Here is a 24,579-nt window from a genome sequence, read left to right as displayed (position 1 = left end):
CCCGAACCCAGCTCGACGACCCCGACATCGAACCCTCCCTCAAACTCAAATACACCCTCGCCCAGGAATACGCCGCAGGGCCACGCAACCCGAACAACAAACGCATCGTCTTCCGCTACCTGGCCTCACCCACCCGAATCCACGGCGAGCAACGAGTCCAATCGTTGGAATTCGTCCACAACGAACTCATCGACGACAACGGACACCTCACCGCCCAACCCACCGGCCACACCGAAACCCTCGACACCGGCCTGGTCCTGCGCTCGATCGGCTACAAAGGCACCCCCGTCCCCGACCTGCCCTTCGACGATGCCCGCGGCGTGGTCCCCAACCACCACGGACGCGTCACCGACACCGACGGCACACCCATCCCCGGCGTCTACGTCTCCGGCTGGATCAAACGCGGCCCACGCGGCGTCATCGGCTCCAACCGCGTCGACTCCGAGGAGACCGTCGAGCAGTTGCTCGCCGACTTCATGGCGGGCAAGTTGACCGCCCCCACCGGGGATCGCGCCGCCTTGCGGGAACTCGTGTCGCAGCGGCAGGCCGACGTGGTCAACCGTGCGGGGTGGAAGGCGATCGACGCGGCGGAGAAGGCCGCGGGCAAGGCGGGCGGGCGTCCCCGGGTCAAGTTCACCACCCTCGAGGACCTGCTCAAGGCCGCGCGCGGCTGACGTTCCCGACTTCGGCCGGGTCCGTGCGATCCGGCCGAAGCAGTGGGCTCAGGGCAGTGGCATGATGCGCACGACCGTGGTCGTCGCACCGCCCACCACGAACCACAGGCGCAGTACCGGCCTGCCCGAACGGTCGCCGGGTTCATAGCGGCTGCGAACCGTCACGTGTTGCCGGGCCAGCACGGGGGCGACGTACTCGATGATGGCGCGATGCGGCCCGGCGACCAGCTTCGGGTACTCGACCAGGAACTGTTCCACCGCCTGCCAGTAGCAGGCGTTGTTGATGTGGTTGTACTGGTCTATATCGGTGGCGCGCACCGGGAACGGCATATCGATATCGGATTCCGGCGGGGTGGCGTCGGTGAGGTACGGCCGCCACCGCAGCCGATGTTCCTGGGTGGTCTGCGCCAGGTAGGACAGGCCCTCGTCGCTGATCCTGGTGGGCATGTTGTTGGTCTCGCTGATGTTGATCCAGAAACCCTCGGTCTCGATCAGCCCGCCGTTTCCGCTGGTGATCCGCACGCGCATATTGGTCCAGCGGGTCGACATGCTCGAACACCAGCGCAGCAACCGCACCCGATCGGGCCACTGGATCGGCCGGACGACGTCGATGACCGTGCGGCGCACGATCCACACCGGATCGGTGCGATGCAGCGCGGTCTGATGCAACTGCTCCCAGGCGATATCCTGGAGATATCGGGCGACGCTGTCGAACCGGAGGCGGTCGTACGGGTCCACATCACCAGCCCGGACGGGCCACGCCGAAGCAAAGCCCATGCCCTCCTGGGGAAGCGGGGCGAGTGGCTGATCGAGTGACACTGGTGCTCCTCGCGCTGCACGGTGTGCCGCGTTTCTTCTTGCGGTGCTGTTGTGAGACGACTTTACGGGGCCTACGTCACACCCTCGCGTCGAGCCATCTCTACTCGCAGGTATGGCCTCGACCAGGCAGTATGGCGGCCGTGAACGGTTCCGATCTCCCCTCTGGACTCAGTGGACCCGCCCGGTGCGCCCTCGCCGCGGCCGGTATCACCACCCTCTCCGACCCGACGACCCGGACCGGACGCGACGTGGCCGCCCTGCACGGCGTCGGCCCCACCGCCATGGTAAAGCTCCGGGCGGCCCTGGCCGAACGCAACTGGTCATTCGCCTCGTAGCGATCACGAACCGACGCTCAGTACCCCTGGTAGGCGCCCCCGGAATTGACCGCGGCCACACCGGGCACATTGCCCAGCGAGCCGTACCGGTCGAAGGAGTAGCGCACCGCCGCGACGATGTTGTCCACCGGGTTCCAGATGTCGTCGTGACCCGGCGCCTTGTAGGCGTTGAAGGTGCCGTCGATGGTCTGCATGATGCCCTTGGACGGGTGGCCGGCCAGCCAGTTGCTGTCCCAGCGGTTCTCGGCGTACGGGTTGCCACCGGATTCGTGCTGGATCATCATCGCGATGGCCCGCTCGTCGATGTCCTTCTCGTCGTAGCCCATCTCGACGAGGACCTTCTTGGCGTCCTCGATCCACTTGGCGACGTCGCCGGTCGGCATCGGCCCGGTCGGCGCGCTCGACGATCCGCTCGACAGCGCGCCGCCGCCCATGGCGTAGTCGGTGGACCTGCCGTGCGAGCCCGAACTCGACGCGGGCGTGTAGGCGGGGCGCGAGGAGGACGGCGCCGAGGTGACCACCGGCGTGGCGGCGGCGGGGGTGGTCGGCGCGGGCACGGCCGAGGGGTCGCCGAGTCCGTCGAAGGCCGCGTTGAGCTTGCCCACCGCGGTGGCGAGCGTGGTCTGCGCGATGGTGGCCACGCCCTCGGCCTGGGCCAGGGCGTTCACCAGGTCGGTGTGCCAGCGGGCGGCGTCGAGTTTCGCCTGATCGCCGAGCCGATCGGCCTCGTGTTCGCCGAGATTGTCCTTGTACCAGGCGATCCGCTTGTCGGCGCTGACGTCGCCGTTGGGCGCGACCTCGAAACCCGGTTCGTGTTTGCCCGGATCGGCCCAGCACTGCCCGCCCGCCTCCGCGCCCGCGCGCAGGCTCAGCACCTTGGATTTGGCGTTCTCCAGGTTGCCGACCTGGGCGGTGAAGGCGGTGTGCAACTCGAGCAGCGCGGCGCTCAGCGCCGAAGCGCGGGCCTGCTCGGTGCCCATGCGGGTGTTCGCCGCCGTCGCGGCCACCCCCGACCACACCTTGTCGACTCCAAGTCGGCTGGTGGCGTCGACGGCCGTGCGCACGGCGGCGTCCAGATCGGTGGACATGGTCTGGGCCGCGCCGCCCGCGGCGGTGAGCTGGGCGGGCTGCCAGCCCGCGACGTCATCGATGGTCAGGGTCATGGCAGCGACAGTCCGATCGTCTCGAGCTTGCCCGTGAAGTCGGATTCGGCGACTTCGTAGACCTTCGCGGCGTTCTGGGTGCTGTCGGCGATCCGGTTCAACCGCTCGCCGACGCGGGCGAGACTCCTGTTCACGGCGTCGGTGGCCTGCCCGACGACATCGCCGAACCCGGTGCCCGGTAGCGCGCCGTTCGCGACGGCGAGGAGATCGCCCGCGTTGAGCGTGCCGATCCGGCCGGAACCCGCGCGCAGGGCGTCCGCGAAGCCGCGCAGCCCGTCCTGGTCCACCCGCAGGGTGGTGGATTGCCCTTCCTGAACCATCTGTCCGATCCCCCTTCTCCCCGACTGAAAGTCGCGGTCAGCATAGCAAAACGGGCCCGCCCGGAGGGGTCGGTACGGCCGCGTTCCACAGGCATCGCCGCCCCGCGGACGGCCGGCGGTTATGTTGGTCTCGACGTCGGTGACGGACCGTGTCACCGGAGTGGATACGAGAGGTCGGCACATGCGCGCAGCCCAGGTCAGCAAGTTGGAAGGGCCCGAATCCATCGAGATCGTCGAGATCCCGGAACCCGCGGGTTTCCCGGACGGCGTCGTCATCGACGTGCACGCGGCCGGGGTGGCCTTTCCCGACGTGTTGATGACCCGGGGCCTCTACCAGATGAAGCCCGAGCTGCCCTTCGTGGTGGGTGGCGAGGTCGCCGGCGTGGTGCGCGAAGCGCCCGCGGGCGCGCACGTGGCCCCCGGTGACCGGGTGATCGCGCTGACCATGCTCGGCAACGCCATCGCCGAGGTCGCCGTCGCGCCCGCGCAGATGGTGTTCAAGCTGCCCGACAACATCTCGTTGGAGGCGGGCGCCGGCATCGTGTTCAACGACCTGACGGTGCACTTCTGCCTACGCACGCGCGGCAGACTGGCCAAGGGCGAGTCGGTGCTCGTGCACGGCGCGGCGGGCGGTATCGGCACCTCGACGCTGCGGATGGCCAAGGCGTTCGGCGCGAGCCGGGTGATCGCGGTGGTGAGCACCGAGGAGAAGGCGGCCATCGCCGAGGCCGCGGGCGCGACCGACGTCGTGCTCACCGACGGGTGGTTGGCGAAGGTCAAGGAGCTGACCGGCGGTCGAGGCGTCGACATCGTGCTGGACCCGGTCGGCGGCGACCGCTTCACCGACAGCATCCGCTCGCTCGCGCCCGCGGGCAGGCTGCTGGTCGTCGGCTTCACCGGCGGGGAGATCCCCACCGTCAAGGTGAACCGACTGCTGCTCAACAACGTCGAGGTGACGGGCGCGGCGTGGGGCGAGTGGGTGATGCGCAACCCCGGTTACCTCCAGGAACAGTGGGCCGAGGTGGAGCCGCTGCTGGCTTCCGGCGAGATCGTCCCGCCCACGCCGGTGATCTATCCGCTCGAGCAGACCGCGGCCGCCGTGGCCTCGCTGGACAATCGCACCGCGCTCGGCAAGGTCGTCGTCACGCTGCGCTGACCGCCGTCGGCGGGCCGGTGCGGCCGGCCCGCCCTCAGCCGGCCCGCCCGCCTCGGTAGGCGGGCGCTTTGCTGGTGTGGGTAGGGGTGGAGGTACGCAGCAACGGCAGCGTCCGCCTGGCCACCACCGTCGACAGCACGACGACGCTGTGCGAGCGCGTCACCGAGGTGGTCCGGTCGATGGTGAGCAGCACCGCTTGCAGGCCGGCGTGCGAATCCGCGCCGATGCGGCACAGCACGTCGCCGGACCCGGTGGTCGCGTACGCCTCCAGCACGCCGGGGATGGCCGCGAGTTCGGCGGTCACCAGATCCAGCGCGCCTTGGGCGATCTCGAGGGTGACGAACGCCTGCACGTCGAATCCGGCGGCGGTGACGTCGATCTGCGGGTCGTAGGAGGCGATCACCCCGGCGGCCTCCATCCGGCTGATCCGCGCCTGCACCGTGGCCCTGGCGACCTTCGTGCGTCGGGACAGTTCCAGGACTCCGGCCTTCTGGTGGTCGTGCATCGCGGTGAGGATCGCGAGATCGAGTTCGTCCAGTTTCGGCGGTGTGCGGGACATGGCGGCCCTCCCGGTCGGGTGCGCGACGATGCGAACTGCTAGTCGAATTGTCCAGCATCCGCGCCTCGCGTCCGGCGTGATCGACCACAGTGTCCAGCGGGAATCGCGGCGGTTGCCCGGCCGGTGCGCCCGCGATTTCCTGGACCGATGACGATCGACGTGCCCTCCGACGGCGAATTGCGCGACCTGGTCGGCCTGGTCGACCACGACCTCGGCGTCGACCCGTTTCCCGTCATCGGCTGGGACGCGCTGGTGTGGGTGGTGGGCAACGCCACCCAGACCGCGCAGTTCCTGCAATCCGCCTACGGGATGCGGTTGGTCGCCTATTCCGGTCCGGAGACGGGCAACCGCGACCACAAGGCGTTCGTGCTGCGCAGCGGCGCGGCGCGTTTCGTGATCACCGGCGCCGTCGATCCGGACAGTCCGCTGGCGGCGCACCACCACCGGCACGGCGACGGTGTCCTCGACATCGCCTTGGAGGTCGCCGACGTGGACCGTTGCGTGCACCGGGCGCGATCACGCGGCGCGCGGATCCTGCGCGAACCCGCCTCGGCGAGTGACGGATTCGGCACCGTGCGGACCGCGACGCTGGCCGTCTACGGCGCGACCAGACACACCCTGGTCGACCGCTCCGGCTATCGCGGGCCGTACCTGCCCGGCTACGTGGCGCGTGAATCCGCGCACCGGACGCGCCCGGACGCGCCGCGCCGACTGTTCCAGGCCGTCGATCACGTGGTGGGCAACGTGGAACTCGGGATGATGGATCGCTGGGTCGAGTTCTACCGCGAGGTCATGGGATTCGCGAACATGGCCGAATTCGTCGGCGACGACATCGCCACCGAGTACTCGGCGCTGATGAGCAAGGTCGTGGCGAACGGGAACCACCGGGTGAAGCTCCCGCTCAACGAACCGGCGCTGGGCAGGCGGCGTTCGCAGATCGAGGAATACCTGGAATTCCATCGCGGCCCCGGTGTTCAGCACATCGCGCTGGCCACCGCCGACATCGTGGCCGCCGTGGACGCGCTGCGCCGCGAAGGCGTGGAATTCCTGACCACCCCGGACGCCTACTACGCCGATCCCGACCTGCGCGCGCGCATCGGCGCGGTGCGCGCGCCGGTCGAGGAACTGCGCTCGCGCGGCATCCTGGTCGACCGCGACGAGGACGGCTACCTGTTGCAGATCTTCACCCGGCCGATCGGCGACCGGCCCACGGTGTTCTTCGAATTGATCGAGCGACACGGGTCGCTCGGGTTCGGCAAGGGCAATTTCCGCGCGCTGTTCGAGGCCATCGAGCGCGAGCAGGCGACTCGCGGCAACCTCTGAGGGATCTGGGTAGAGTTCACGGCATGCGGATCATGGCTGCGTTGGTCGCCGGGCTGAGCTGTGTGCTCGCCCTGACCGCGTGCGGGGGCGGGGGCGGCGATTCCGCCGACGGGCCGTCGCGGCCGGTGCCCAAGGTGGTTCCGCCGGGGCCCTTCGTCGGCGAATGCGGGCACGTCACCGACGACGAGGTCCGCGATCGCGCGGGGCTGAGCCAGATCTCGCGGGTGTTCAAGAACGCCGTCGGCTGCAACTGGGAAGCACCCGGAATGGGTTCGGCCAGTGTGACCTTCGCGTCCTATCGGGGGAGCCCGATCGATCGCGAACGCGCCTGGGTGACCACGCACGGCAGGCCGCCGGAGCAGATCACCGTCGGCGGGCGTTCCGGTTTCGCCGCGCTCGACCCGAGCGGGACGATCTGCGATCTGGCCGTCCAACTCGAGGACGATTTCTTCGAGTGGTCGACCTCCTACGGTTCCTATTCCACGATCTCGGGCAATCCGTGCGATCGCAGTCGCGCGCTGGCCGAGCTGACCGTGCAGCGGCTGGGATGAGGTCTACGACGGTGTCACGGCCACGCCGTTCGGCGGCGCGTCGCACGTTCGCCGCGCTGGCCGCCGGTGTGTTGCTGGCGGGCGGTCTCGCGGGCTGCGGCAGCACGATCCAGGGCGAAGCGGTCCCGCTGGGCGAGGGCGGCCAAGGCGGCATCAACACCAAGTTCGACAAGTTGCTGCGCGAATGCGACGTGGTCACTCCCGACAAGATCGCCGAGACGGCGGGCGGCGAGGGCTCCTATGTCGCGGACTCGTTCTTCGGCGCGGTCTGCATGTGGGATCTCGAGGGCGCGGCCACCGGGATGATCACGTTGAACTGGTACGAGAACGGGAGCCTGCGCAACGAGCGGCTCAACAACGACAAACTCGGCTACAGCACCAACAGCATCTCGGTGCAGGGTGCGCTGGCACTGGAGGTGCGCAGACCCAACGATCCGGATTCGTGCGGTGTCAGCGCGAGCGCCGCGGACACCGGCGTGGTGGGCTGGTGGATCAACTACCGGGCGGGCTCGCCCCATCCCGATCCGTGCGCCGCGGCCAAGACGCTGGTCGAGATCACGCTGAACCTGGCCCGGTGACGACCCCGCTTTGACCGTGTCTCAGGGCCGCGGGTATCGTGGATCGCTGTGCCCGGAAGCTAGCGGGCAATTTCGTGCTCTGACGTAAGCCAGCGAAAGCGGCCGACCTCTCCGGCATGCCCAGAATGTGGGTCTTGTCCGGCACGCGACACGCCCGACCTCGGGACGCGTGAAAGGGGGTCGGACGTGCGGGTGAAGGCTCGATGACAGCGGCATGAACGACGGCTCCACCGGACGCCGTCGCGCCGCGGCCGACCCAGACATGAAGTTCTAGACAACCGAGTTAGACAACGCCGAGTAGACGAAACAAGGAAAGCCGGTCTATGCCAACCATCAACCAGCTGGTCCGCAAGGGTCGCCGTGACAAGGTCGCCAAGACCAAGACCGCGGCCCTCAAGGGGAGCCCGCAGCGTCGTGGGGTGTGCACCCGCGTGTACACCACGACCCCGAAGAAGCCGAACTCCGCGCTCCGTAAGGTCGCGCGTGTTCGCCTGACCAGCGCGGTCGAGGTCACGGCTTACATCCCGGGCGAAGGCCACAACCTGCAGGAGCACTCGATGGTGCTCGTGCGCGGCGGTCGTGTGAAGGACCTCCCCGGTGTCCGCTACAAGATCATCCGTGGCTCGCTCGACACCCAGGGTGTGAAGAACCGCAAGCAGGCCCGCAGCCGCTACGGCGCCAAGAAGGAGAAGAGCTGATATGCCACGCAAGGGCCCCGCACCCAAGCGTCCGTTGATCAACGACCCGGTCTACGGTTCGCCGCTGGTCACTCAGCTGGTCAACAAGATCCTGCTGGACGGCAAGAAGTCCACCGCCGAGCGGATCGTCTACGGCGCGCTCGAGCAGGCGCGCGAGAAGACCGGCACCGATCCGGTCGTCACCCTCAAGCGCGCGCTCGACAACGTCAAGCCCTCGCTCGAGGTCAAGCCGCGCCGCGTCGGCGGCGCCACCTACCAGGTGCCGGTCGAGGTCCGTCCCGGCCGCGCCAACACCCTCGCGCTGCGCTGGCTGGTCAACTTCTCGCGCGCCCGTCGTGAGAAGACGATGGTCGAGCGTCTGGCCAACGAGCTGCTCGATGCCAGCAACGGCCTCGGCGCCTCGGTCAAGCGGCGTGAGGACACCCACAAGATGGCCGAGTCGAACCGGGCCTTCGCGCACTACCGCTGGTGATGTCCGACCGGCCGTCGCTCGTGTCGGCTCGGGAAGGCACACGGCAGGAACGTCCTGCGACGCCGGCGGCGGACCGTCGCCGGCGAGGTGGAACCTCCTGCCTCGTCGAGACAGTCGGACCAGGCACTTCCGTGCCGCTTCCGGCGTTGACCTAGTGATGACCCGACAGGGTCTCGTACCCAAGATCCCAACTGATCTACGACAAGCAGAGCGGGGAAGATTTCCGTGGCACAGGACGTGCTCACCGACCTGAACAAGGTCCGCAACATCGGCATCATGGCCCACATCGATGCCGGTAAGACCACCACTACCGAACGCATCCTCTTCTACACCGGTATCACCTACAAGATCGGTGAGGTCCACGACGGCGCGGCCACGATGGACTGGATGGAGCAGGAGCAGGAGCGTGGTATCACCATCACCTCCGCCGCTACCACCTGCTACTGGAACGACAACCAGATCAACATCATCGACACCCCCGGCCACGTCGACTTCACCGTCGAGGTGGAGCGGTCGCTGCGCGTGCTCGACGGTGCGGTCGCGGTCTTCGATGGCAAAGAAGGCGTCGAACCCCAGTCCGAGCAGGTGTGGCGTCAGGCCGACAAGTACAACGTGCCGCGTATCTGCTTCGTCAACAAGATGGACAAGCTGGGCGCGGACTTCTACTTCACCGTCCAGACCATCAAGGATCGTCTCGGCGCCAAGCCGCTGGTCATCCAGCTGCCCATCGGCGCGGAGGACACCTTCGAGGGCATCGTCGACCTGGTCGAGATGAACGCCAAGGTCTGGAAGGGCGAGACCAAGCTCGGCGAGAAGTACGAGGTCCAGGAGATCCCCGCCGACCTCGCCGAGCGCGCCGAGCAGTACCGCCAGGAACTGCTCGAGACGGTCGCCGAGTCCGACGAGGCGCTGCTGGAGAAGTTCTTCGGCGGCGAAGAGCTCTCCATCGAGGAGATCAAGGGCGCGATCCGCAAGCTCACGGTCAACTCCGAGCTCTACCCGATCCTGTGCGGTTCGGCGTTCAAGAACAAGGGCGTGCAGCCCATGCTCGACGCCGTCATCGACTACCTGCCGACCCCGCTGGACGACGGCGGCACCGACGGTCACGTCCCCGGCAAGGAGGACGAGGTCATCCACCGCGAGGCGAGCGTCACCGAGCCGTTCGCGGCGCTGGCGTTCAAGATCGCCGTGCACCCGTTCTTCGGCAAGCTGACCTACGTGCGCGTGTACTCGGGCAAGGTCGACTCCGGCGCCCAGGTCATCAACTCGACCAAGGGTAAGAAGGAGCGTCTGGGCAAGCTGTTCCAGATGCACTCCAACAAGGAGAACCCGGTCGGCGAGGCCCAGGCGGGTCACATCTACGCCGTCATCGGCCTGAAGGACACCACCACCGGCGACACCCTGTGCGATCCGCAGAACCAGATCGTGCTGGAGTCCATGACCTTCCCGGACCCGGTCATCGAGGTCTCCATCGAGCCCAAGACCAAGTCCGACCAGGAGAAGCTGGGCACCGCCATCCAGCGTCTGGCCGAAGAGGACCCGACCTTCTCGGTGAAGCTGGACGACCAGACCGGCCAGACCATCATCGGTGGCATGGGCGAGCTGCACCTCGACATCCTCGTCGACCGCATGCGGCGCGAGTTCAAGGTCGAGGCGAACGTCGGCAAGCCGCAGGTCGCCTACCGTGAGACGATCACCAAGCCGGTGGAGAAGCTCGAGTTCACCCACAAGAAGCAGACGGGTGGCTCGGGTCAGTTCGCGAAGGTGATCATCGCCCTCGAGCCGTTCGTCGGCGAGGACGGCGCTCACTACGAGTTCGAGAACAAGGTCACCGGTGGCCGCGTGCCGAGGGAGTACATCCCTTCGGTCGACGCCGGCGCGCAGGACGCCATGCAGTACGGTGTGCTCGCCGGTTACCCGCTGGTCAACCTGAAGGTGACCCTGCTCGACGGTGCCTACCACGACGTCGACTCCTCGGAGATGGCGTTCAAGATCGCCGGCTCGCAGGCCCTGAAGGAAGCGGCCCGCAAGGCCGGTCCGGTGATCCTCGAACCGCTCATGGCGGTCGAGGTCATCACGCCCGAGGACTACATGGGCGAAGTGATCGGCGACCTGAACTCCCGCCGTGGCCAGATCCAGGCCATGGAGGAACGCAGTGGTGCCCGTGTCGTCAAGGCGCTGGTTCCGCTCTCGGAGATGTTCGGCTACATCGGTGACCTGCGGTCCAAGACCCAGGGCCGGGCCAACTACTCCATGGTGTTCAACTCGTACGCGGAGGTTCCGGCCAACGTGTCGAAGGAGATCATCGCCAAGGCGACCGGCGAGTAAAACCGGGCGCAAGCACCACCCGATCCCCGCATCCGCGGGGATGATCCACGCACCTGCTGCAAATGCACGCACCAACAAGTCCAGGAGGACCCAAAAGTGGCGAAGGCGAAGTTCGAGCGGACGAAGCCGCACGTCAACATCGGCACCATCGGTCACGTCGACCACGGCAAGACCACGCTGACCGCAGCGATCACCAAGGTGCTGGCTGACAAGTACCCGGATCTGAACGAGGCCTCGGCCTTCGATCAGATCGACAAGGCGCCGGAGGAGAAGGCTCGTGGTATCACGATCAACATCTCCCACGTCGAGTACCAGACCGAGAAGCGCCACTACGCGCACGTCGACGCCCCGGGTCACGCCGACTACATCAAGAACATGATCACCGGTGCGGCGCAGATGGACGGCGCCATCCTGGTGGTCGCCGCCACCGACGGCCCGATGCCGCAGACCCGCGAGCACGTGCTGCTCGCCCGTCAGGTCGGCGTGCCCTACATCCTGGTCGCGCTGAACAAGTCGGACATGGTCGACGACGAGGAAATCCTCGAGCTCGTCGAGATGGAGGTCCGCGAGCTGCTGGCTTCGCAGGAGTTCGACGAGGATGCCCCCGTCGTGCGCGTGTCGGGCCTCAAGGCGCTCGAGGGCGACCCGAAGTGGACCGAGTCGGTTCTGGAACTGATGAGCGCGGTCGACGAGTCCATCCCGGACCCGGTGCGTGAGACCGACAAGCCGTTCCTGATGCCGGTCGAGGACGTGTTCACGATCACCGGTCGTGGCACCGTCGTCACCGGTCGTGTCGAGCGCGGCATCATCAACGTGAACGAGGAAGTCGAGATCGTCGGCATCCGCGAGAAGAGCACCAAGACCACCGTCACCGGTATCGAGATGTTCCGCAAGCTGCTCGATCAGGGCCAGGCGGGCGACAACGTCGGTCTGCTGGTCCGCGGCATCAAGCGCGAGGACGTGGAGCGCGGCCAGGTCGTCGTGAAGCCGGGCACCACCACCCCGCACACCGAGTTCGAGGGCCAGGCGTACATCCTGTCCAAGGACGAGGGCGGCCGCCACACCCCGTTCTTCAACAACTACCGTCCGCAGTTCTACTTCCGTACCACGGACGTGACCGGCGTCGTGACCCTCCCCGAGGGCACCGAGATGGTCATGCCGGGCGACAACACCGAGATGAGCGTCAAGCTCATCCAGCCGGTCGCCATGGACGAGGGCCTGCGCTTCGCGATCCGCGAAGGTGGCCGCACCGTCGGTGCCGGCCGCGTCACCAAGATCATCAAGTGATTCCCTGAATCACTGATCGGTCGACGGCGTCGCTCCCCCGGGAGCGACGCCGTTCGCCGTTTCGAAGCGCGTCACCGGTGGCTGCCCCCCCGGTGGGTTGACGCTCAGCAGTTGGTGGGGGCGGGGTGGTTTTGGAAGCGGGCGTCGAGCCAGGCCAGGGCGAAGGGGAGGCCGAGGACGGCGGTGGTCATGTGTTCGGGGGTGGGGGCGAGGTCGGCTTGGAGGGTGACGCCGGCGGCGCAGTAGCGGCGGTTGGTGTTGACGATGGAGTCGACGGGGATGAGGGGGTCGGTGGGGGAATGCCATTCGTAGATCGGCATGTTCGGGATGCCGTCGAACAGTTCGAGGCTGTTCTCCTCGACCACCGCGCGGGCCTGGGGATCGTCCACCATGGACATGCTGCTCGCGAAATCCATGACGCCGCGGCCCGCGCCCGCCGCGAGGATGTCGTTGGTGCACCCGTTGGCGACGCTGTCGCGGGCGGCCAGACCGCGGGAATTCATCGAATCGCTGACGGGGAAACGATCGGGATATTCGCGTTCGAGTCCGATTCCGGCGGCGAACACCAGTCCGAATGCGGGGTGCGGATTGGTGCCGACGCCTTCGATCATGCGGACCAGATTCATCGGCACACCGCCGTAGGCGGCTCCGGCGATACGCAATTCGGGGGCGTAGGTGGGGGTGAGGGCGGCGGCGAACGCGGTCGCCATTCCGCCGCCGGAATAACCGGCCATCGCGATCGGGCTGTCGGCCAGACCGAATTGGGGGACGGCGCGGGCGGCGCGGATGCCGTCCAGGGTGATCTGGCCGCCGAGTCGCGCGGCGCCGTAGGCGAAGGTGGGGCCGAGGTGGTCGGGCAGGGCGACGGTCCACCCGCGCGCCAGCGCGGCGTTCAACGCCACGGCCTCGCGGACCTGCAGGTTCGGGTCGTCGGTGTAGAGCACGTGGGAGACCGCGCATCGCGGGCCGAGTCCGTTGATGATGTGCTGATAGGACAGCAGTGGCCCGCCGGGGGCCCGCAACGGCGGGGTGAGCACGGTGGTGGTCGCGGCGATCGGCAGGCCGCGGGAATTGGTGGACCGGAATTTGACGAGGGTCACCGCGGTGCCGGGAAATATCGGCAGCGGCGGCAGGGCGCGGATAGCGAGTACGTCGCCGGGGGAATGGTCGGCGATATCGGCGGGGGCGGCGTAGATCGGGTCGGGGTCGGGTAGGGGATACAGCGGGGCCGCGGTCGAGAATCCGGGGGCGAATACGGATATCGCGGAGCCGATCAGGACGGCCTGGAAAATGCGGGAGAGTGGATTTCGAGCGATCGTCGGAATCTGCACGAGGAGTCATGATCACCCGTCGCGGCGAATTATTCGCGTAACCGAGGCGGTGTCAACCGAGTTGTGTCATTCCGGCGGCGACCACGGCGGCGACGGTGGAGACCTCGTCGGTGGCGGGCAGCGGAATGTCGTCCAGGGCGCGCAGTCGGTCGGTGCCAGCGATGGCGAACATCGCCGACACCCAGGCGGCGGCGCAGGCCCGCAGGGTGCCGGGGCGGACCGGTCCGGGCGCGCTGGCCTCGAGGACGCGCGCGGTGACGTCGAGCAGGTGGGTGCGCAGGTCGCGCAGTTGCCGCCGCACGTCGGGATGGGTGTCGGCTTCGCGCCACATGATGACGCGCAGCACCGAGGAGTGGTGGTCGCGCAGGTTGACGGTGGCGTCGAGGTCGACGAGGCTGCGCGCGGGGTCGCCGGGGGTGACGAGGGCGTCGATGTCGGCGACGGGGTGGGTGGGCGCGCGTTCTTCCATCAGCGCGGACAGGATCGCCTCTTTGGTGGGGAAGTAGTAGAAGACCAGTCCCTTGGGCACACCGGCCGCGGACGCGACGGCGGCGGTGGCCGTCGCGTCGAAGCCGTGCGCCGCGAAGAGGTTCTCCGCGGCGTCGAGGATGAGTTCGCGGGCGTCGCCGTCGAGTTTGGCGTTGCGGCGACGCCCGGTGTTGCGGTGGGTGTTCGGCATCGGTGGCCTCACCCTTCGTCCCGTGCCGGGGCGGGCCTGCTCAGGTGTGCGGCACGCCTTGGTGCATGCGGGGGTGCATGCGCGCCGACATCGCGGGCAGTGCCGCGACCGCGACGACCACCGTCACCACTCCGACGATCCATGCGGTCCAGGATGCGCCCGTGTAGGCGGTGAAGTCCATCGCCCACGGCGAGATGAACAGCAGGACGCCGGCCAACGCCATCAGGTAGTCCATGGCTCCCATCGCGGGTCGGGTGAGTTGGGCGAGTCCGGCGAGCGCGATGACGGCGCCGAGCACGATGAGCGTCCACATGGCGCGGGTGTTGGTGTCCACCCACAGCGGGGACAGTGCGGTGAAGACACCGAGCACGACGGCGAGTCCGTCCTGTGCGCGGCTTTCGGTGAACATGGTGGCCTCCTTCAGGGTGGTTTTTGCTCCTGACCTCGGTATAGACCTGATTGACCGCCCGGTCGACATCGGGACGGGCACGATTGCGCGGCGATAGCCGGCTCGATGCGGTCACGGAGGGTCACACGATCGACCAAGCAAGCGCTAGGCTGGGTGGACGTTACGGGTGAAGGGATGGCCGCATGACAGCGACGATCGTGATCATCGGCGCCGGGCTCGCGGGCCTGCGCACCGCCGAGGAACTGCGGCGCACGGGCTACGAGGGCGAACTGGTGCTCGTCGGCGACGAATCGCGGCTGCCCTACGATCGCCCGCCGCTGTCCAAGCAGTTCGTGCGGGGCGAGACCGACGACACCACGCTGCGGCCCGCCGAATTCTTCGATGACAAGGGTATCGCGCTGCGCCTGGGGACCGAGGCGATCGGGCTGGACACCGCCGCCCGCACGGTCGCGCTCGCCGACGGGGGCGTGCTGGCCTACGACCAGGTGATCATCGCGACGGGTCTGCGTCCCCGTCGCCTGCCGGGACTGCCCGACCTCGCCGGTGTGCACGTGCTGCGCGGGCACGCCGACGCGACCGCGTTGCGCGCCGACATCGCGGACGCGCGCCGCGCGCTCGTGGTGGGCGCGGGTTTCATCGGCTGCGAGGTCGCGGCGAGCCTGCGTGCCGAAGGACTCGAGGTGACGCTGGTCGAACCGCAGCCGACGCCGCTGGCCTCGGTGCTGGGCGAGCGGGTCGGCGAACTGGTGGCCCGTCTGCACCGCGCGGAGGGCGTCGACCTGCGCTGCGGCATCGGCTTGGACACCCTGCTGTCCGATGACGCGGGCCGGGTGCGGGGGGCGCGGCTGTCCGACGGGGCGGAGGTCGCGGCCGACCTGGTGGTGATCGGGGTCGGCTCGCGACCGGTCACCGAATGGTTGGATGGGTCGGGGGTGGCGTTGGCCGAACCCGCGCGCGGCGGTGGCGTCCTGGCCGACGAGGTCGGACGGACCTCGGCCGAGGGCGTGTGGGCGGTCGGCGACGTGGCGGCCTGGCGGCACGACACCGGGGAGACCAAGCGCGTCGAGCACTGGACCAACGCGGGCGAGCAGGCGAAACTGCTGGCCTGCGCGCTGCTGGGGGCCGAGCCGCCCACGGCGGCGCGGGTGCCGTACTTCTGGAGCGATCAGTACGAGGTGAAGATCCAGGCTCTCGGTGTTCCGTCGGTGGAGGACACCGTCGACCTGATCTCCGATGACGGCCGCCGTTTCCTGGTGTACTACTCCCGCGACGGCAAACTGACCGCGGTGGTGGGCGCGGGGATGATGAGCGCGGTCATGAAGATGCGCAACCGGATCGCCACCGGCGCCTCGATCGCCGAACTGCTCGCCTCGACCTGATCCGCGCGCCAACGGCCGCCTGCTGTGTCGGGGCGCGCGCGGGCCTGTAATACGGTGGTCGATGTGATCGTCGCGCTCATCGATTCCGGTTTGGGGTTGCTGCCCACGGCGGCCTGGCTGCGCAAACTGCGGCCCGATGTCGATCTGCTGTTGCAGACCGACCCGGACGGCGCGCCGTGGGGGCCAAAGCCCGAACCGTGGGTGGTGGAGCGGGTCGTGGACGCCGCGCGCACGTCGCTGCGGCACGGCGCGGAGGTGGTCGTGCTGCCCTGCAACACCGCGAGTGTGACGGCGCTGGCGCAGGTGCGCGAGGAGGTCGGTCAGGACGTGCCGGTGATCGGCACCGTGCCCGCGATCAAACCCGCTGCGGCGGTGTGTCGTTCGGTCGCGGTGTGGGCGACGGCGGCGACCACGGCCAGTCGGTACCAGGCGGATCTGATCGCGCGTTTCGGCGGCCGGGCGTCGGTGGTCGGGGTGGCCTGTCACGGGCTCGCCGACTCCATCGACGGTGGTGATCTGGCGGCGGCGCACGCCGCGATCGCCAGTGCCGCGGAGCGGACGCCGCCCGAGGTGGAGGGCGTGGTGCTCGGCTGCACGCACTATCCGCTGGTGGCCGACGCGATCCTGGCGGCGCTGCCCGCGGGCGTCCGCCTGTTCGACAGCGCGCAAGCCGTTGCCGCGCAGACCATCCGGCGGATGGAGGCGCTGGACCGCCCGTCCACCGGAACGGGTGTGGTGCGGGTGCTCAACAGCGGCCGTCCCGGTGAATTGCCTTCCGGCGCGGCGGCTTACGAGTCGGGTCGGGTGCTGGGCGCGCGGCCGTGACGGCGACCGCGGCGCGGGTGGCGGCCGCGCTGGCCGAGGTCGCCGACGTCGAGGACGCGCGAAATCTGGGGCGTTTCTTCAAGACCGGGCCCGGCGAGTACGGCGAAGGCGACGTCTTCCTCGGTGTGCGGGTGCCCGCGACCAGGGCCGTGGCCAAGCGCTTCGCGGATCTGCCGCTCGCGGAGATCGACGTGCTGCTCGACAGCGCGGTGCACGAACACCGCCTGGCCGGTCTGGTGATCCTGAACGCCCGGTTCGCGAAGGCCGCCCGTCCGCGGACCCTCGACCTCGACGCCCAGGCGGAGATGGCGCGGTTCTACCTCGACGCGGTGTACCGGGGGCGGGTGAACAACTGGGACCTGGTCGACGTGTCCGCCGAGAACGTGCTGGGGCCGTGGCTGTTGGACCGTCCGCGCGACGTGCTGTTCGAGTTGGCCCGCGCGGATTCGCTGTGGCAGCGGCGGGTGGCCTTGCTGACCACCTTCGCCTTCATCAAGGCCGGGGACGCCTCGACCACGTTCGCGCTGGCCGAGGAACTCTTCGACGACCGCCGCGACCTGATCCAGAAGGCGCTGGGCTGGATGCTGCGCGAGGTGGGCAAACGCGTCGATCCCGCGCTGCTGACCGGTTTCCTCGACGAGCACGCCCCGGCGCTGGGCCGCACCGCGCTCTCCTACGCCACCGAGCACCTGGACCCGGCGCGGCGGGCGGCCTATCGGGCGGCGCGCTAGAACTGGATCTTGAGGTGATCGGTGACCGGTCGCGCCTGGCAGCCGAGGATGTAGCCGTTCTCGATGTCCTCGGGGTCGAGGATCTCGCAGGTCGCCATCTCGACCTTGCCCTCGAGCACGGTGCACGCGCAGGAACCGCATTCGCCCTCCTGGCAGGAGTAGGGCACGTCGATGCCCTTGGCGAGCATGATGTCGACCAGCGTCTGGCTGCGCGGCCAGGACAGTTCGTGCACCTCGCCGTCGAGTTCGACCTCCACGGTGGCGGCGTCGGCGGCATCGGCTGCGCTGACTTCCACGGGGGCCTGGTCGGCGAACGGGTCGCCCGCGAGGGAGTTGAACACCTCGGCGTTGGTGCGCGAGCGCGGCACCTCGAGGCGGGCCAGCGCGTCGTGCACCCGGTCCATGAACGGCTTCGGGCCGCACATGAAAGCGTGGTAGGAGCTGTAGGGCTCGACCAGGCAGGCCAAGGCGTCGGCGGTGGGCAGCCCCTGCAATGTCTCGAGCCAATGGACGACGACGAGGCGCTGCGGGTGTTTGGCGGCCAGTTCGGCGAGTTCGGCGGCGAAGATGACTTCGTTGGGGTCGCGGTTGGCGTAGACGAGCACGACCTGGCCCGCGCCGCGCGCGAGCGCCGACTTCAGGATGGAGATGACGGGGGTGATCCCGCTGCCAGCGCCGAACAGCAGCAGGTCGTCGTCGAGGTCCTTGGGGGTGAACACGCCCGAGGGCGGCAGCACCTCGATCTCATCGCCCGGTTTGACGTTGTCGCACACCCAGTTCGAGCCGTAGCCGCCCGCCGTGCGCTTGACGGTGACCTTGGGTTTGTCATCGGTGTGCGGCGAACTGGCCAGCGAGTAGCAGCGCGCCACCGATCCGGTGAGGTCGCTGGGGATGCGCAGGGTGAGGAACTGGCCGGGCTTGTAGGCGAATTTGTCGCGGGATTCCTCGGGCACGTCGAAGACGAGTGAGCAGGCGTCGGTCGTCTCGGCGATCACCGCGGCGACTCGCAGTACGACCGATCGCGAACCGTGCGGAACCTCGACGGTAGTCATCTCGTCCTCTCGACCGGGGCGCAAACTAGAACGTGTTTCAGTTTCATCGTACGTCGAGGTCCCGTCGACGGACAAGCTGGGCTTCCAGGCCGGCGATCAACACCTCCATGCCGAAGTCGTAGGTGTAGCGTCCGCGCAGGTCGGCGATGTGTTCGGCGGCCCTGGCCACCACCTCCGGCAGCGCCACCTCCGACAGGGCCGTGCTGTCACGCGGCGGGTTCACCCGGCGGCGACCGAACAGATAGGTGTGGATCGTGGCGTAGGCCGAGAGCACGTCGCGCTCGCCGAACCCCGCTTCGAACAGGATCTCCATGATCGCGGTGATCAGGTCGAGCTGCTTGCCGAGCATCTGCTCGATCAGCACGTCGCCCAGGCCGGGATGCTTGCGCAGCTTCTCGTCGATCTGGTCGATCAGCTCGCGCAACCGGTGCTGCCACGGCCCCGACTCCGGGGTGCGCACCCCGGTCAGCGCCGCCGTCGCGACCAGATCGAGCAGTTCGCGCTTGTCGGCCACGTAGTAGTACGGGGCCATCGGAGAGACGCCCAGTTCACGGGACAGCCGCCGCATCGACAGCTTTTCCACACCGTCCTCGCGGACCACGCGTAGCGCGGCCTCGACGATCTCGGACTCCGACAGTGTGTTGCCGCCCCCGCTCGCCTGCATTCGTCCGACTCCCATGCCACCTCTACCACTGCCGGCGTCGACGCCGACGCGTTCCGTTCAGCTGTTCTCCACCCGGAATTCTAGAGGGCGCGGCGGTGTGCGTTTTGCGTTGGCGGCCCCGCATGGGATTTGATCGTCGGCGCGCCGGAGCATCCGCCCGGCGCCGCGGGTTACTGCGCCCGTGGTGGCGCAGTCCGTCCGGCCTCGACGCGGGGGTGGTCCCGCGGTCGGACGGTGCTGTGCCCGTTGATCGATCATCCGTCCGCTCGCCGGTACCGTCGAAACAGGGCCGTGCGTCGTCGGCGTCGCCGAACGATTGCCGGTGACCCGCCGACAATCCGGAGAGCGGAACAATCGCGGACGGATGTGATAATTGCCCATCCGTTGCCATGGGAGGGATCACGAGATGTCGCACCTCGGTCGCCGACGAATTCCGGTGTATCGCGCGGACTTCGCCGACGGCGCAGCGCGAACGGGCGAGCGCCGCAATCGAACGGATTCGGGCGAATCGCGCGGAATTCCCTCCTTTTTTCCGGGGCGATGATGTCCGGCCGCGAAAATCCGCCTAGCATGCCAGGAATGCGCCATGATCGCCTGCCCGACGGATTCGGGGTGCGGATCGATCCCCGGGTGCGGGCGTATTCCGGGGGACGCATCCTGATCGGCGGGTCCCCGGCCCGGTTGCTGCGACTTGCCCCGGAGGCCGCCGAGATGATCGGCGACGGCTATCTCGAGGTCACCGGCCCGAAATCGGCTGTCGTTGCCAGACGTCTGCTCGACTCCGGTGTCGGCAATCCGCGACCGCGTCTGCTGCCCTCGCCGCAGGACGTGACGGTCATCGTGCCGCTGCACAACAATCCCGACGGGCTGGAGCGGCTGCTCGCGGTGCTGCGCGGCCACAACGTCATCGTCGTGGACGACGGTTCGGACCAACCGGTCCTGATTCCGGAGGGCCGTGGCAGCCGCTGCAACGTCACCGTGCTGCGCCAGGACCGTCAGCAAGGGCCCGCCGCGGCGCGCAACGCGGGGCTGCGGGCGGCGACAACCGAATTCGTGGCCTTCCTGGACTCCGACGTGGTGCCGCGCAGCGGGTGGCTGGAAGTCATGCTCGGACATTTCAGCGACCCCGAGGTCGCCCTGGTCGCGCCGCGCATCGTGGCGCTGGACCCGGAGTCCAACGCGCTGGCCCGCTACGAGCACACCCGCTCCTCGCTGGATCTGGGCAGGCGCGAGTCGGCGGTGCATTCGCGCGGTTCGGTGTCCTACGTGCCGAGCGCGGCGCTGCTGGTGCGCCGCCGCGCGCTGCTCGCCGAGGGCGGCTTCGACGAGTCCATGCGGGTGGCCGAGGACGTCGACCTGTGTTGGCGGCTCGAAAGCGCGGGGTGGCGGTTGCGCTACGAACCCGCCGCGCACGTCGCCCACGACCACCGGATCTCCTTCCGCGCCTGGTTCGGCCGCAAATTGCTGTACGGGACCGGGGCCGCCCCGCTGGGCGAACGCCACGATCCGAGCCTGGTCTCCCCGTTGACGGTGCCGTCCTGGACGGTGGTGGCCGCCTTCCTGTTCGGCACGCTGTCCAAGTGGGGTGTGCTGGGCGGGCTGATCACGCTGGCGACGGCGCTGATCCGATTGCGCCGCGTCTTCACCGAATTGGACAATCCGACCAGGATCGCCGCGATCTACCTCTCCCGCGGCTTCTTCGCCGGGCTGTGGCGGCTGGCCTCGGCCATGTGTCGCCACTATTGGCCGGTGACGTTGCTGGCGATGCTGTTCTCCCGCCGTATCCGCCGGGTCGCGGTGACGATGGCGGTGGCCGACGGTCTGGCCGACTGGTTCACCCACCGGGACGCGGGCGGTCTGGACCCGGTGCGCTATCTGGCCTACAAGCGCCTCGACGACATCGCCTACGGCACCGGATTGTGGCTGGGGGCGTTCCGGGCGCGCAGCCTCGAGGCGCTCAAGCCGTCGGTGCCGCCGCGTTGAGTCGATGACCCTCGTCGGGGTCGACACCCTGATCGTCGGCGCGGGGACGGCGGGCTGTCTGCTCGCGGCTCGGTTGGCCGCCGTGCCCGGCCACCGGGTGCGGGTGGTGGAGGCGGGGCCGGTGTGGGCCGGGTGGGAGCGGATCCCCGCGGCGGTGCGCGATGCCGAGGTCATGCCGATCGGCCCCGAGTCGCCGTGGCTGTGGCGCTACCGGACCCGGCTCGCCGAGGGCGCGCCCGATAGTGCCGAGGTGCTGCGCGGGCGACTGCTGGGCGGGTCGAGCGCGGTCAACGGTGGTTATTTCGTTCGTGCGACCGCGCAGGATTTCCTGGCCTGGTCGGCCGAACTCGGGGGTGCGCCGCAGTGGTCGGCGTCTGCGGTATTACCCGCGTATCGGCAAATCGAGCGCGATCTCGATTTCGGTGACGCGCCCGGTCACGGCGCTCGCGGACCCATTCCGGTGCAGCGCGTGCCCCGACCGAAACCGGTGAGTGTCGAATTCTCGACAGTGGCGGGCGCGGCCGGATTTCCGGAGATTCCCGACCTCAACGCCCTGCCCGAGGCGGTCCCGACGACCGGATTCGGTCCGGTGCCCCGCAATATCGCCGACGGAACGCGGATGAGCAGCGCGGCCGCGCTCGCGACCGCGCCCGCGTCGGCGGCGTTGACCGTCACCGGCGGAATCACGGTGACCCGCATCCTTTTTCGCGGGACGCGGGCGGTGGGTGTGGAGTACCGCGACGCGGGCGGCACGGGCACGATCGCGGCGGACCGGGTCGTGGTGTGCGCGGGCGCGGTGGAATCGGCGGCGTTGCTGCTCCGCTCGGGAATCGGTGATCCGGACGAATTACGCGCTCTGGACATTCCGGTTGTCGCGCCCTCGCCGGTGGGGAAATGGTTCAGCGACCATCCGGAGGTGGGCATCGATTTCCGATTCGGTCCGCCCGCGGCGGCGACCGCGCCGCCGCTGGAGGTGATCTGGACGCGGGGCGACGTCGAGATCCGGCCCTACACCGTCGCGTTCGGCCCGGATCCGTCGGTGCATCGACTCGGGGTGGCGCTGATGCGGCCGGTCGGGCACGGGGTCCTGCGGTTGGCGTCGGCCGATCCGGCGGTCGCGCCCGTCCTCGAGCATCGCTACTTGTCCGAGGCCACCGATCGGGAGGCGCTGTGGACGGGCATGGCGGTGGCCGAGGAACTGCTGCGGGCGATCCCGGGGGTGCGCTACGACCGCCCGCGGTGGCAGGATCGACTCGCGATCCCCGCGAATCTCGGTACCTCCCAGCATCTGTCGGGCACCTGCCGGATGGGGGCGGCGGGCGACGAGCGCGCCGTGGTGGATCCGTGGTGTGCGGTGCACGGGGTGAGCGGGGTGTCGGTGGTGGACCTGTCGGTGGTCCCGGTGCCGCTGAGTCGGGGGCCCGCGGCGACTGTCATGATGGTCGCCGAACACGTCGCTGGTCACCTCACACCGCTAAGTGAAAGATGATTAGGTCACATTTTCTTACGGTGTGAACCGTGTGTGACCTGGCGGACAAACACCGCCATCCGACCTTGCCTGGGAAATCGCGCCGGTACAGTTTGGGGCGGAAAGAAAGGCAAATGGTCAGCAATCTTGCAGGTGGGTGGCCCCCACGGCGCGGCGACAATCGATCGACGGTGGAACCGGGTACACAACTCGGCGCCCTCGAATCCTATGCCGCACAAGCCCACGGATATCTTAGCGCGGGCGGTGAACAACTGTCGCAGCTAGCCGGTCTGCTGCGTCCGCTCGTGCTGGAATCCTGGTTGCGCAGCCTCCGCGGCGGCATCGACCCGATGGACGTGCTGAGCGAACGCGGTCTGCGCGGCGTCGACCTGCAACGCTACCGCGACGCCCACCCCATCGCGGCGCTCATGCCGTTGATCGACAAACTCCTGGTCCAGGACACCTCGCGGACCGGTCTGATCGTGGTGGTGGCCGACCAGTTCGGCCGGGTGCTGACCGTGCACGGCAAGGACGAACAGGTCGCCGCGGCGGCCGAGACCGGCCTGCGCGCCGGCGACGACCTGAGCGAGCGCCGGGTCGGCGCCAACGCCGTGGGCCTGGTGGTGCGCACCGGGCGGGCCACCTGGATCCACGGACCCGAACATTTCCTGCACCGCATGCACCAGGTCACCGGGGCGGCCGCGCCGGTGCACGATCCGGACGGTCGACTCGTCGGCGTGCTGATGATCGCGGGCGGCGTGCGGGTGGCCAAGCCGGAGATCCTGGCGTTGGTCAAGGCCGCGGCCACGGCCGCGGAGATGGATCTGGTGCTGACCGCCATGCGCGCGAATCAGCACGGCGGCGCTCGGCCGGGCAGGCGCGAGCCGGAACCCGCCGCGCAGGCCGACCGGATCGGCTTGGACGTGCTCGGCCTCGGTCAGCCGCAACTGACGCTGGCGGGCGACCGGGTGCCGCTGTCGCAACGGCACGCCGAGATCCTGCTGCTGTTGGCCGAACATCCCGAGGGGCTGGGCGCGGACCATCTGGCGCTGCTGCTCGATGACACCGATCTGGACAACGGCACGATCCGCGCCGCGATGTCGCGGTTGCGCTCGGTGGTCGGGCCGAATGTGGTCGGCTCGCGGCCCTACCGTCTGCGGGTGCACCTCGCAACCGATGTGGAGGCGCTGCGCGCGGCGCTCGACTCCGGTGATGTCGATTACGCATTACGGTTGTACGCCGGTCCGGTGCTGCCCAGATCCACCGCGCCGGGAATTATCGACATCCGCGACGAGTTGCGGGTGCGTCTGCGCACCGCGGTGCTCGGTTCCCATGATTCCGGGGTCTTGCGCCGCTGGACGGCGGGGGCCGAGGGGCGCGACGACGCCCCGGCATGGGCTGCCTACCGTGCCACCGTCGATCGGGATTCGCCCCTATATGCCCAGATCGAGGCGAAGATCCGGGTGCTCGACCGGCGGCTCGGCGCCGATGCAACGCGAATGCAACGTTCCGGCTCATAGTCTGCACCCCTGAGAGTGCGATAGCTCACACCAGCGGCCGAATCCCGGCCGCGCGGCCGTTCGTGTCCGCGAGTTGCTGCCGTGAGAGTTCACTGAACAAGCGTCCAGAAGTTTTTAACGCAATAGGTTCCTTTTTATTTCGATTGGGCTTAGTGTTCGCAATGCACGGGTCACATCCGTGTGACGTACGAAACACAGTCGCCGCGCAGGACCGGCGTGGCGGCCGCGGAGTTGGAGGAACGATCACGGGCTGAACGCATCCGTCGGCGAACCTC

The 24,579-nt window shown here is 68.7% G+C and carries 24 protein-coding genes; 15 read left to right on the top strand and 9 right to left on the bottom strand.

The window, feature by feature from the left end; all coding sequences use genetic code 11:
* On the top strand, positions 1 to 674 hold a 674-nt coding region (locus ON30_RS24105; RefSeq protein WP_040710387.1), incomplete at its 5' end, for a ferredoxin.
* Between the two features lie 48 nt (positions 675 to 722).
* Here the strand turns inward: ON30_RS24105 and ON30_RS24100 are convergent.
* The 3 genes from ON30_RS24100 to ON30_RS24085 all read right to left on the bottom strand — a co-directional run bounded on the left by ON30_RS24100 (position 723) and on the right by ON30_RS24085 (position 3,311).
* Complete coding sequence (locus tag ON30_RS24100) at positions 723 to 1,493, bottom strand: acyl-[acyl-carrier-protein] thioesterase (RefSeq protein WP_040710384.1); 771 nt, start codon at positions 1,491 to 1,493, stop codon at positions 723 to 725.
* 352 nt (positions 1,494 to 1,845) lie between these two features.
* Entirely contained in the window at positions 1,846 to 2,991 is a 1,146-nt protein-coding gene (locus ON30_RS24090; protein ID WP_040710380.1) for a lytic transglycosylase domain-containing protein, read from the bottom strand.
* The gene (locus ON30_RS24085) at positions 2,988 to 3,311 is read right to left on the bottom strand and encodes a hypothetical protein (RefSeq protein ID WP_040710378.1); all 324 of its coding nucleotides are present in this window, start codon (positions 3,309 to 3,311) and stop codon (positions 2,988 to 2,990) included. The genes ON30_RS24090 and ON30_RS24085 overlap by 4 nt, the downstream gene beginning before the upstream one ends.
* Before the next feature lie 181 nt (positions 3,312 to 3,492).
* Here ON30_RS24085 and ON30_RS24080 point away from each other — a divergent pair, with 181 nt between their 5' ends.
* Positions 3,493 to 4,467, top strand: coding sequence for an NADPH:quinone oxidoreductase family protein (locus ON30_RS24080; RefSeq protein WP_040710376.1), 975 nt, complete (start codon positions 3,493 to 3,495; stop codon positions 4,465 to 4,467).
* 34 nt (positions 4,468 to 4,501) lie between these two features.
* On the opposite strand, the gene ON30_RS24075 is transcribed toward ON30_RS24080, so the two are convergent.
* Positions 4,502 to 5,026 carry an Lrp/AsnC family transcriptional regulator gene (locus ON30_RS24075; protein ID WP_040710373.1) on the bottom strand — a complete coding sequence of 175 codons (525 nt, stop codon included), beginning with the start codon at positions 5,024 to 5,026 and terminating at the stop codon, positions 4,502 to 4,504.
* Positions 5,027 to 5,173: 147 nt separating this feature from the next.
* Between ON30_RS24075 and hppD the strand changes: the two genes are divergently transcribed.
* The 7 genes from hppD to tuf all read left to right on the top strand — a co-directional run bounded on the left by hppD (position 5,174) and on the right by tuf (position 12,263).
* Positions 5,174 to 6,349, top strand: a complete 1,176-nt coding sequence (gene hppD, locus ON30_RS24070; protein WP_040710371.1) for a 4-hydroxyphenylpyruvate dioxygenase — start codon at positions 5,174 to 5,176, stop codon at positions 6,347 to 6,349.
* Between the two features lie 23 nt (positions 6,350 to 6,372).
* On the top strand, positions 6,373 to 6,900 hold the full coding sequence (locus ON30_RS24065; RefSeq protein ID WP_051029914.1) for a DUF3558 domain-containing protein: 528 nt from the start codon (positions 6,373 to 6,375) through the stop codon (positions 6,898 to 6,900).
* Between the two features lie 11 nt (positions 6,901 to 6,911).
* Entirely contained in the window at positions 6,912 to 7,478 is a 567-nt protein-coding gene (locus tag ON30_RS24060; protein WP_040710366.1) for a DUF3558 domain-containing protein, read from the top strand.
* Positions 7,479 to 7,801: 323 nt separating this feature from the next.
* Complete coding sequence (rpsL, locus tag ON30_RS24055; RefSeq protein ID WP_014353064.1) at positions 7,802 to 8,176, top strand: 30S ribosomal protein S12; 375 nt, start codon at positions 7,802 to 7,804, stop codon at positions 8,174 to 8,176.
* 1 nt (position 8,177) lies between these two features.
* Positions 8,178 to 8,648, top strand: a complete 471-nt coding sequence (gene rpsG / locus ON30_RS24050) for a 30S ribosomal protein S7 (protein ID WP_014353063.1) — start codon at positions 8,178 to 8,180, stop codon at positions 8,646 to 8,648.
* Positions 8,649 to 8,873: 225 nt separating this feature from the next.
* The gene (fusA, locus tag ON30_RS24045; protein WP_040710364.1) at positions 8,874 to 10,976 is read left to right on the top strand and encodes an elongation factor G; all 2,103 of its coding nucleotides are present in this window, start codon (positions 8,874 to 8,876) and stop codon (positions 10,974 to 10,976) included.
* A gap of 96 nt (positions 10,977 to 11,072) precedes the next feature.
* Entirely contained in the window at positions 11,073 to 12,263 is a 1,191-nt protein-coding gene (tuf, locus tag ON30_RS24040; RefSeq protein WP_040710362.1) for an elongation factor Tu, read from the top strand.
* A gap of 104 nt (positions 12,264 to 12,367) precedes the next feature.
* On the opposite strand, the gene ON30_RS24035 is transcribed toward tuf, so the two are convergent.
* The 3 genes from ON30_RS24035 to ON30_RS24025 all read right to left on the bottom strand — a co-directional run bounded on the left by ON30_RS24035 (position 12,368) and on the right by ON30_RS24025 (position 14,682).
* On the bottom strand, positions 12,368 to 13,555 hold the full coding sequence (locus tag ON30_RS24035; protein WP_040710409.1) for a lipase family protein: 1,188 nt from the start codon (positions 13,553 to 13,555) through the stop codon (positions 12,368 to 12,370).
* A gap of 91 nt (positions 13,556 to 13,646) precedes the next feature.
* The gene (locus ON30_RS24030; RefSeq protein ID WP_040710360.1) at positions 13,647 to 14,273 is read right to left on the bottom strand and encodes a TetR/AcrR family transcriptional regulator; all 627 of its coding nucleotides are present in this window, start codon (positions 14,271 to 14,273) and stop codon (positions 13,647 to 13,649) included.
* Positions 14,274 to 14,313: 40 nt separating this feature from the next.
* Positions 14,314 to 14,682 (bottom strand): SPW repeat domain-containing protein, encoded by a 369-nt coding sequence (locus ON30_RS24025; protein ID WP_040710358.1) that lies wholly within the window; start codon positions 14,680 to 14,682, stop codon positions 14,314 to 14,316.
* Between the two features lie 182 nt (positions 14,683 to 14,864).
* Between ON30_RS24025 and ON30_RS24020 the strand changes: the two genes are divergently transcribed.
* The 3 genes from ON30_RS24020 to ON30_RS24010 all read left to right on the top strand — a co-directional run bounded on the left by ON30_RS24020 (position 14,865) and on the right by ON30_RS24010 (position 17,617).
* Positions 14,865 to 16,061 carry an NAD(P)/FAD-dependent oxidoreductase gene (locus tag ON30_RS24020; protein ID WP_040710356.1) on the top strand — a complete coding sequence of 399 codons (1,197 nt, stop codon included), beginning with the start codon at positions 14,865 to 14,867 and terminating at the stop codon, positions 16,059 to 16,061.
* A 63-nt stretch (positions 16,062 to 16,124) separates the two neighbouring features.
* Positions 16,125 to 16,886 (top strand): glutamate racemase, encoded by a 762-nt coding sequence (locus tag ON30_RS24015; protein WP_040710355.1) that lies wholly within the window; start codon positions 16,125 to 16,127, stop codon positions 16,884 to 16,886.
* A complete protein-coding gene (locus tag ON30_RS24010; protein WP_040710354.1) occupies positions 16,883 to 17,617 on the top strand; it encodes a DNA alkylation repair protein in 735 nt (244 codons plus the stop codon). Before ON30_RS24015 ends, ON30_RS24010 begins: the two co-directional genes overlap by 4 nt.
* On the opposite strand, the gene ON30_RS24005 is transcribed toward ON30_RS24010, so the two are convergent.
* Both ON30_RS24005 and mftR2 read right to left on the bottom strand, forming a co-directional pair.
* The gene (locus tag ON30_RS24005) at positions 17,614 to 18,669 is read right to left on the bottom strand and encodes a ferredoxin--NADP reductase (protein ID WP_040710352.1); all 1,056 of its coding nucleotides are present in this window, start codon (positions 18,667 to 18,669) and stop codon (positions 17,614 to 17,616) included. The two genes, ON30_RS24010 and ON30_RS24005, sit on opposite strands and share 4 nt — an antisense overlap.
* 43 nt (positions 18,670 to 18,712) lie before the next feature.
* Positions 18,713 to 19,348, bottom strand: coding sequence for a mycofactocin system transcriptional regulator MftR2 (mftR2, locus tag ON30_RS24000; protein WP_245554192.1), 636 nt, complete (start codon positions 19,346 to 19,348; stop codon positions 18,713 to 18,715).
* A 564-nt stretch (positions 19,349 to 19,912) separates the two neighbouring features.
* Between mftR2 and mftF the strand changes: the two genes are divergently transcribed.
* From mftF to ON30_RS23985, 3 genes are all read left to right on the top strand, one after another.
* Positions 19,913 to 21,316, top strand: coding sequence for a mycofactocin biosynthesis glycosyltransferase MftF (gene mftF / locus ON30_RS23995; RefSeq protein ID WP_040710351.1), 1,404 nt, complete (start codon positions 19,913 to 19,915; stop codon positions 21,314 to 21,316).
* A gap of 4 nt (positions 21,317 to 21,320) precedes the next feature.
* Entirely contained in the window at positions 21,321 to 22,805 is a 1,485-nt protein-coding gene (mftG, locus tag ON30_RS23990) for a mycofactocin dehydrogenase MftG (RefSeq protein WP_040710350.1), read from the top strand.
* Positions 22,806 to 22,975: 170 nt separating this feature from the next.
* Complete coding sequence (locus ON30_RS23985; protein ID WP_245554191.1) at positions 22,976 to 24,304, top strand: GAF domain-containing protein; 1,329 nt, start codon at positions 22,976 to 22,978, stop codon at positions 24,302 to 24,304.
* The last annotated feature ends 275 nt before the right edge of the window (positions 24,305 to 24,579 follow it).

Origin of the sequence: Nocardia takedensis NBRC 100417 (genome assembly GCF_000308695.1) — a bacterium.
Classification (GTDB): Bacteria; Actinomycetota; Actinomycetes; order Mycobacteriales; family Mycobacteriaceae; genus Nocardia; species Nocardia takedensis.
The sequence above is the reverse complement of the archived record's forward strand: the minus strand, read 5'-3'. Positions and strand labels throughout refer to the sequence as shown.

What these genes read in the sequence shown, in the direction of transcription:
- mftG (WP_040710350.1), top strand. Translation starts at nt 21,321, where the DNA reads ATGACCCTCGTCGGGGTCGACACCCTGATCGTCGGCGCGGGGACGGCG.
- ON30_RS24080 (WP_040710376.1), top strand. Translation starts at nt 3,493, where the DNA reads ATGCGCGCAGCCCAGGTCAGCAAGTTGGAAGGGCCCGAATCCATCGAG.
- ON30_RS24085 (WP_040710378.1), bottom strand. Translation starts at nt 3,311, where the DNA reads ATGGTTCAGGAAGGGCAATCCACCACCCTGCGGGTGGACCAGGACGGG.
- mftR2 (WP_245554192.1), bottom strand. Translation starts at nt 19,348, where the DNA reads ATGGGAGTCGGACGAATGCAGGCGAGCGGGGGCGGCAACACACTGTCG.
- ON30_RS24090 (WP_040710380.1), bottom strand. Translation starts at nt 2,991, where the DNA reads ATGACCCTGACCATCGATGACGTCGCGGGCTGGCAGCCCGCCCAGCTC.
- ON30_RS24020 (WP_040710356.1), top strand. Translation starts at nt 14,865, where the DNA reads ATGACAGCGACGATCGTGATCATCGGCGCCGGGCTCGCGGGCCTGCGC.
- ON30_RS24075 (WP_040710373.1), bottom strand. Translation starts at nt 5,026, where the DNA reads ATGTCCCGCACACCGCCGAAACTGGACGAACTCGATCTCGCGATCCTC.
- mftF (WP_040710351.1), top strand. Translation starts at nt 19,913, where the DNA reads ATGCGCCATGATCGCCTGCCCGACGGATTCGGGGTGCGGATCGATCCC.
- rpsL (WP_014353064.1), top strand. Translation starts at nt 7,802, where the DNA reads ATGCCAACCATCAACCAGCTGGTCCGCAAGGGTCGCCGTGACAAGGTC.
- ON30_RS24030 (WP_040710360.1), bottom strand. Translation starts at nt 14,273, where the DNA reads ATGCCGAACACCCACCGCAACACCGGGCGTCGCCGCAACGCCAAACTC.
- ON30_RS24065 (WP_051029914.1), top strand. Translation starts at nt 6,373, where the DNA reads ATGCGGATCATGGCTGCGTTGGTCGCCGGGCTGAGCTGTGTGCTCGCC.
- ON30_RS24005 (WP_040710352.1), bottom strand. Translation starts at nt 18,669, where the DNA reads ATGACTACCGTCGAGGTTCCGCACGGTTCGCGATCGGTCGTACTGCGA.
- hppD (WP_040710371.1), top strand. Translation starts at nt 5,174, where the DNA reads ATGACGATCGACGTGCCCTCCGACGGCGAATTGCGCGACCTGGTCGGC.
- rpsG (WP_014353063.1), top strand. Translation starts at nt 8,178, where the DNA reads ATGCCACGCAAGGGCCCCGCACCCAAGCGTCCGTTGATCAACGACCCG.
- ON30_RS24025 (WP_040710358.1), bottom strand. Translation starts at nt 14,682, where the DNA reads ATGTTCACCGAAAGCCGCGCACAGGACGGACTCGCCGTCGTGCTCGGT.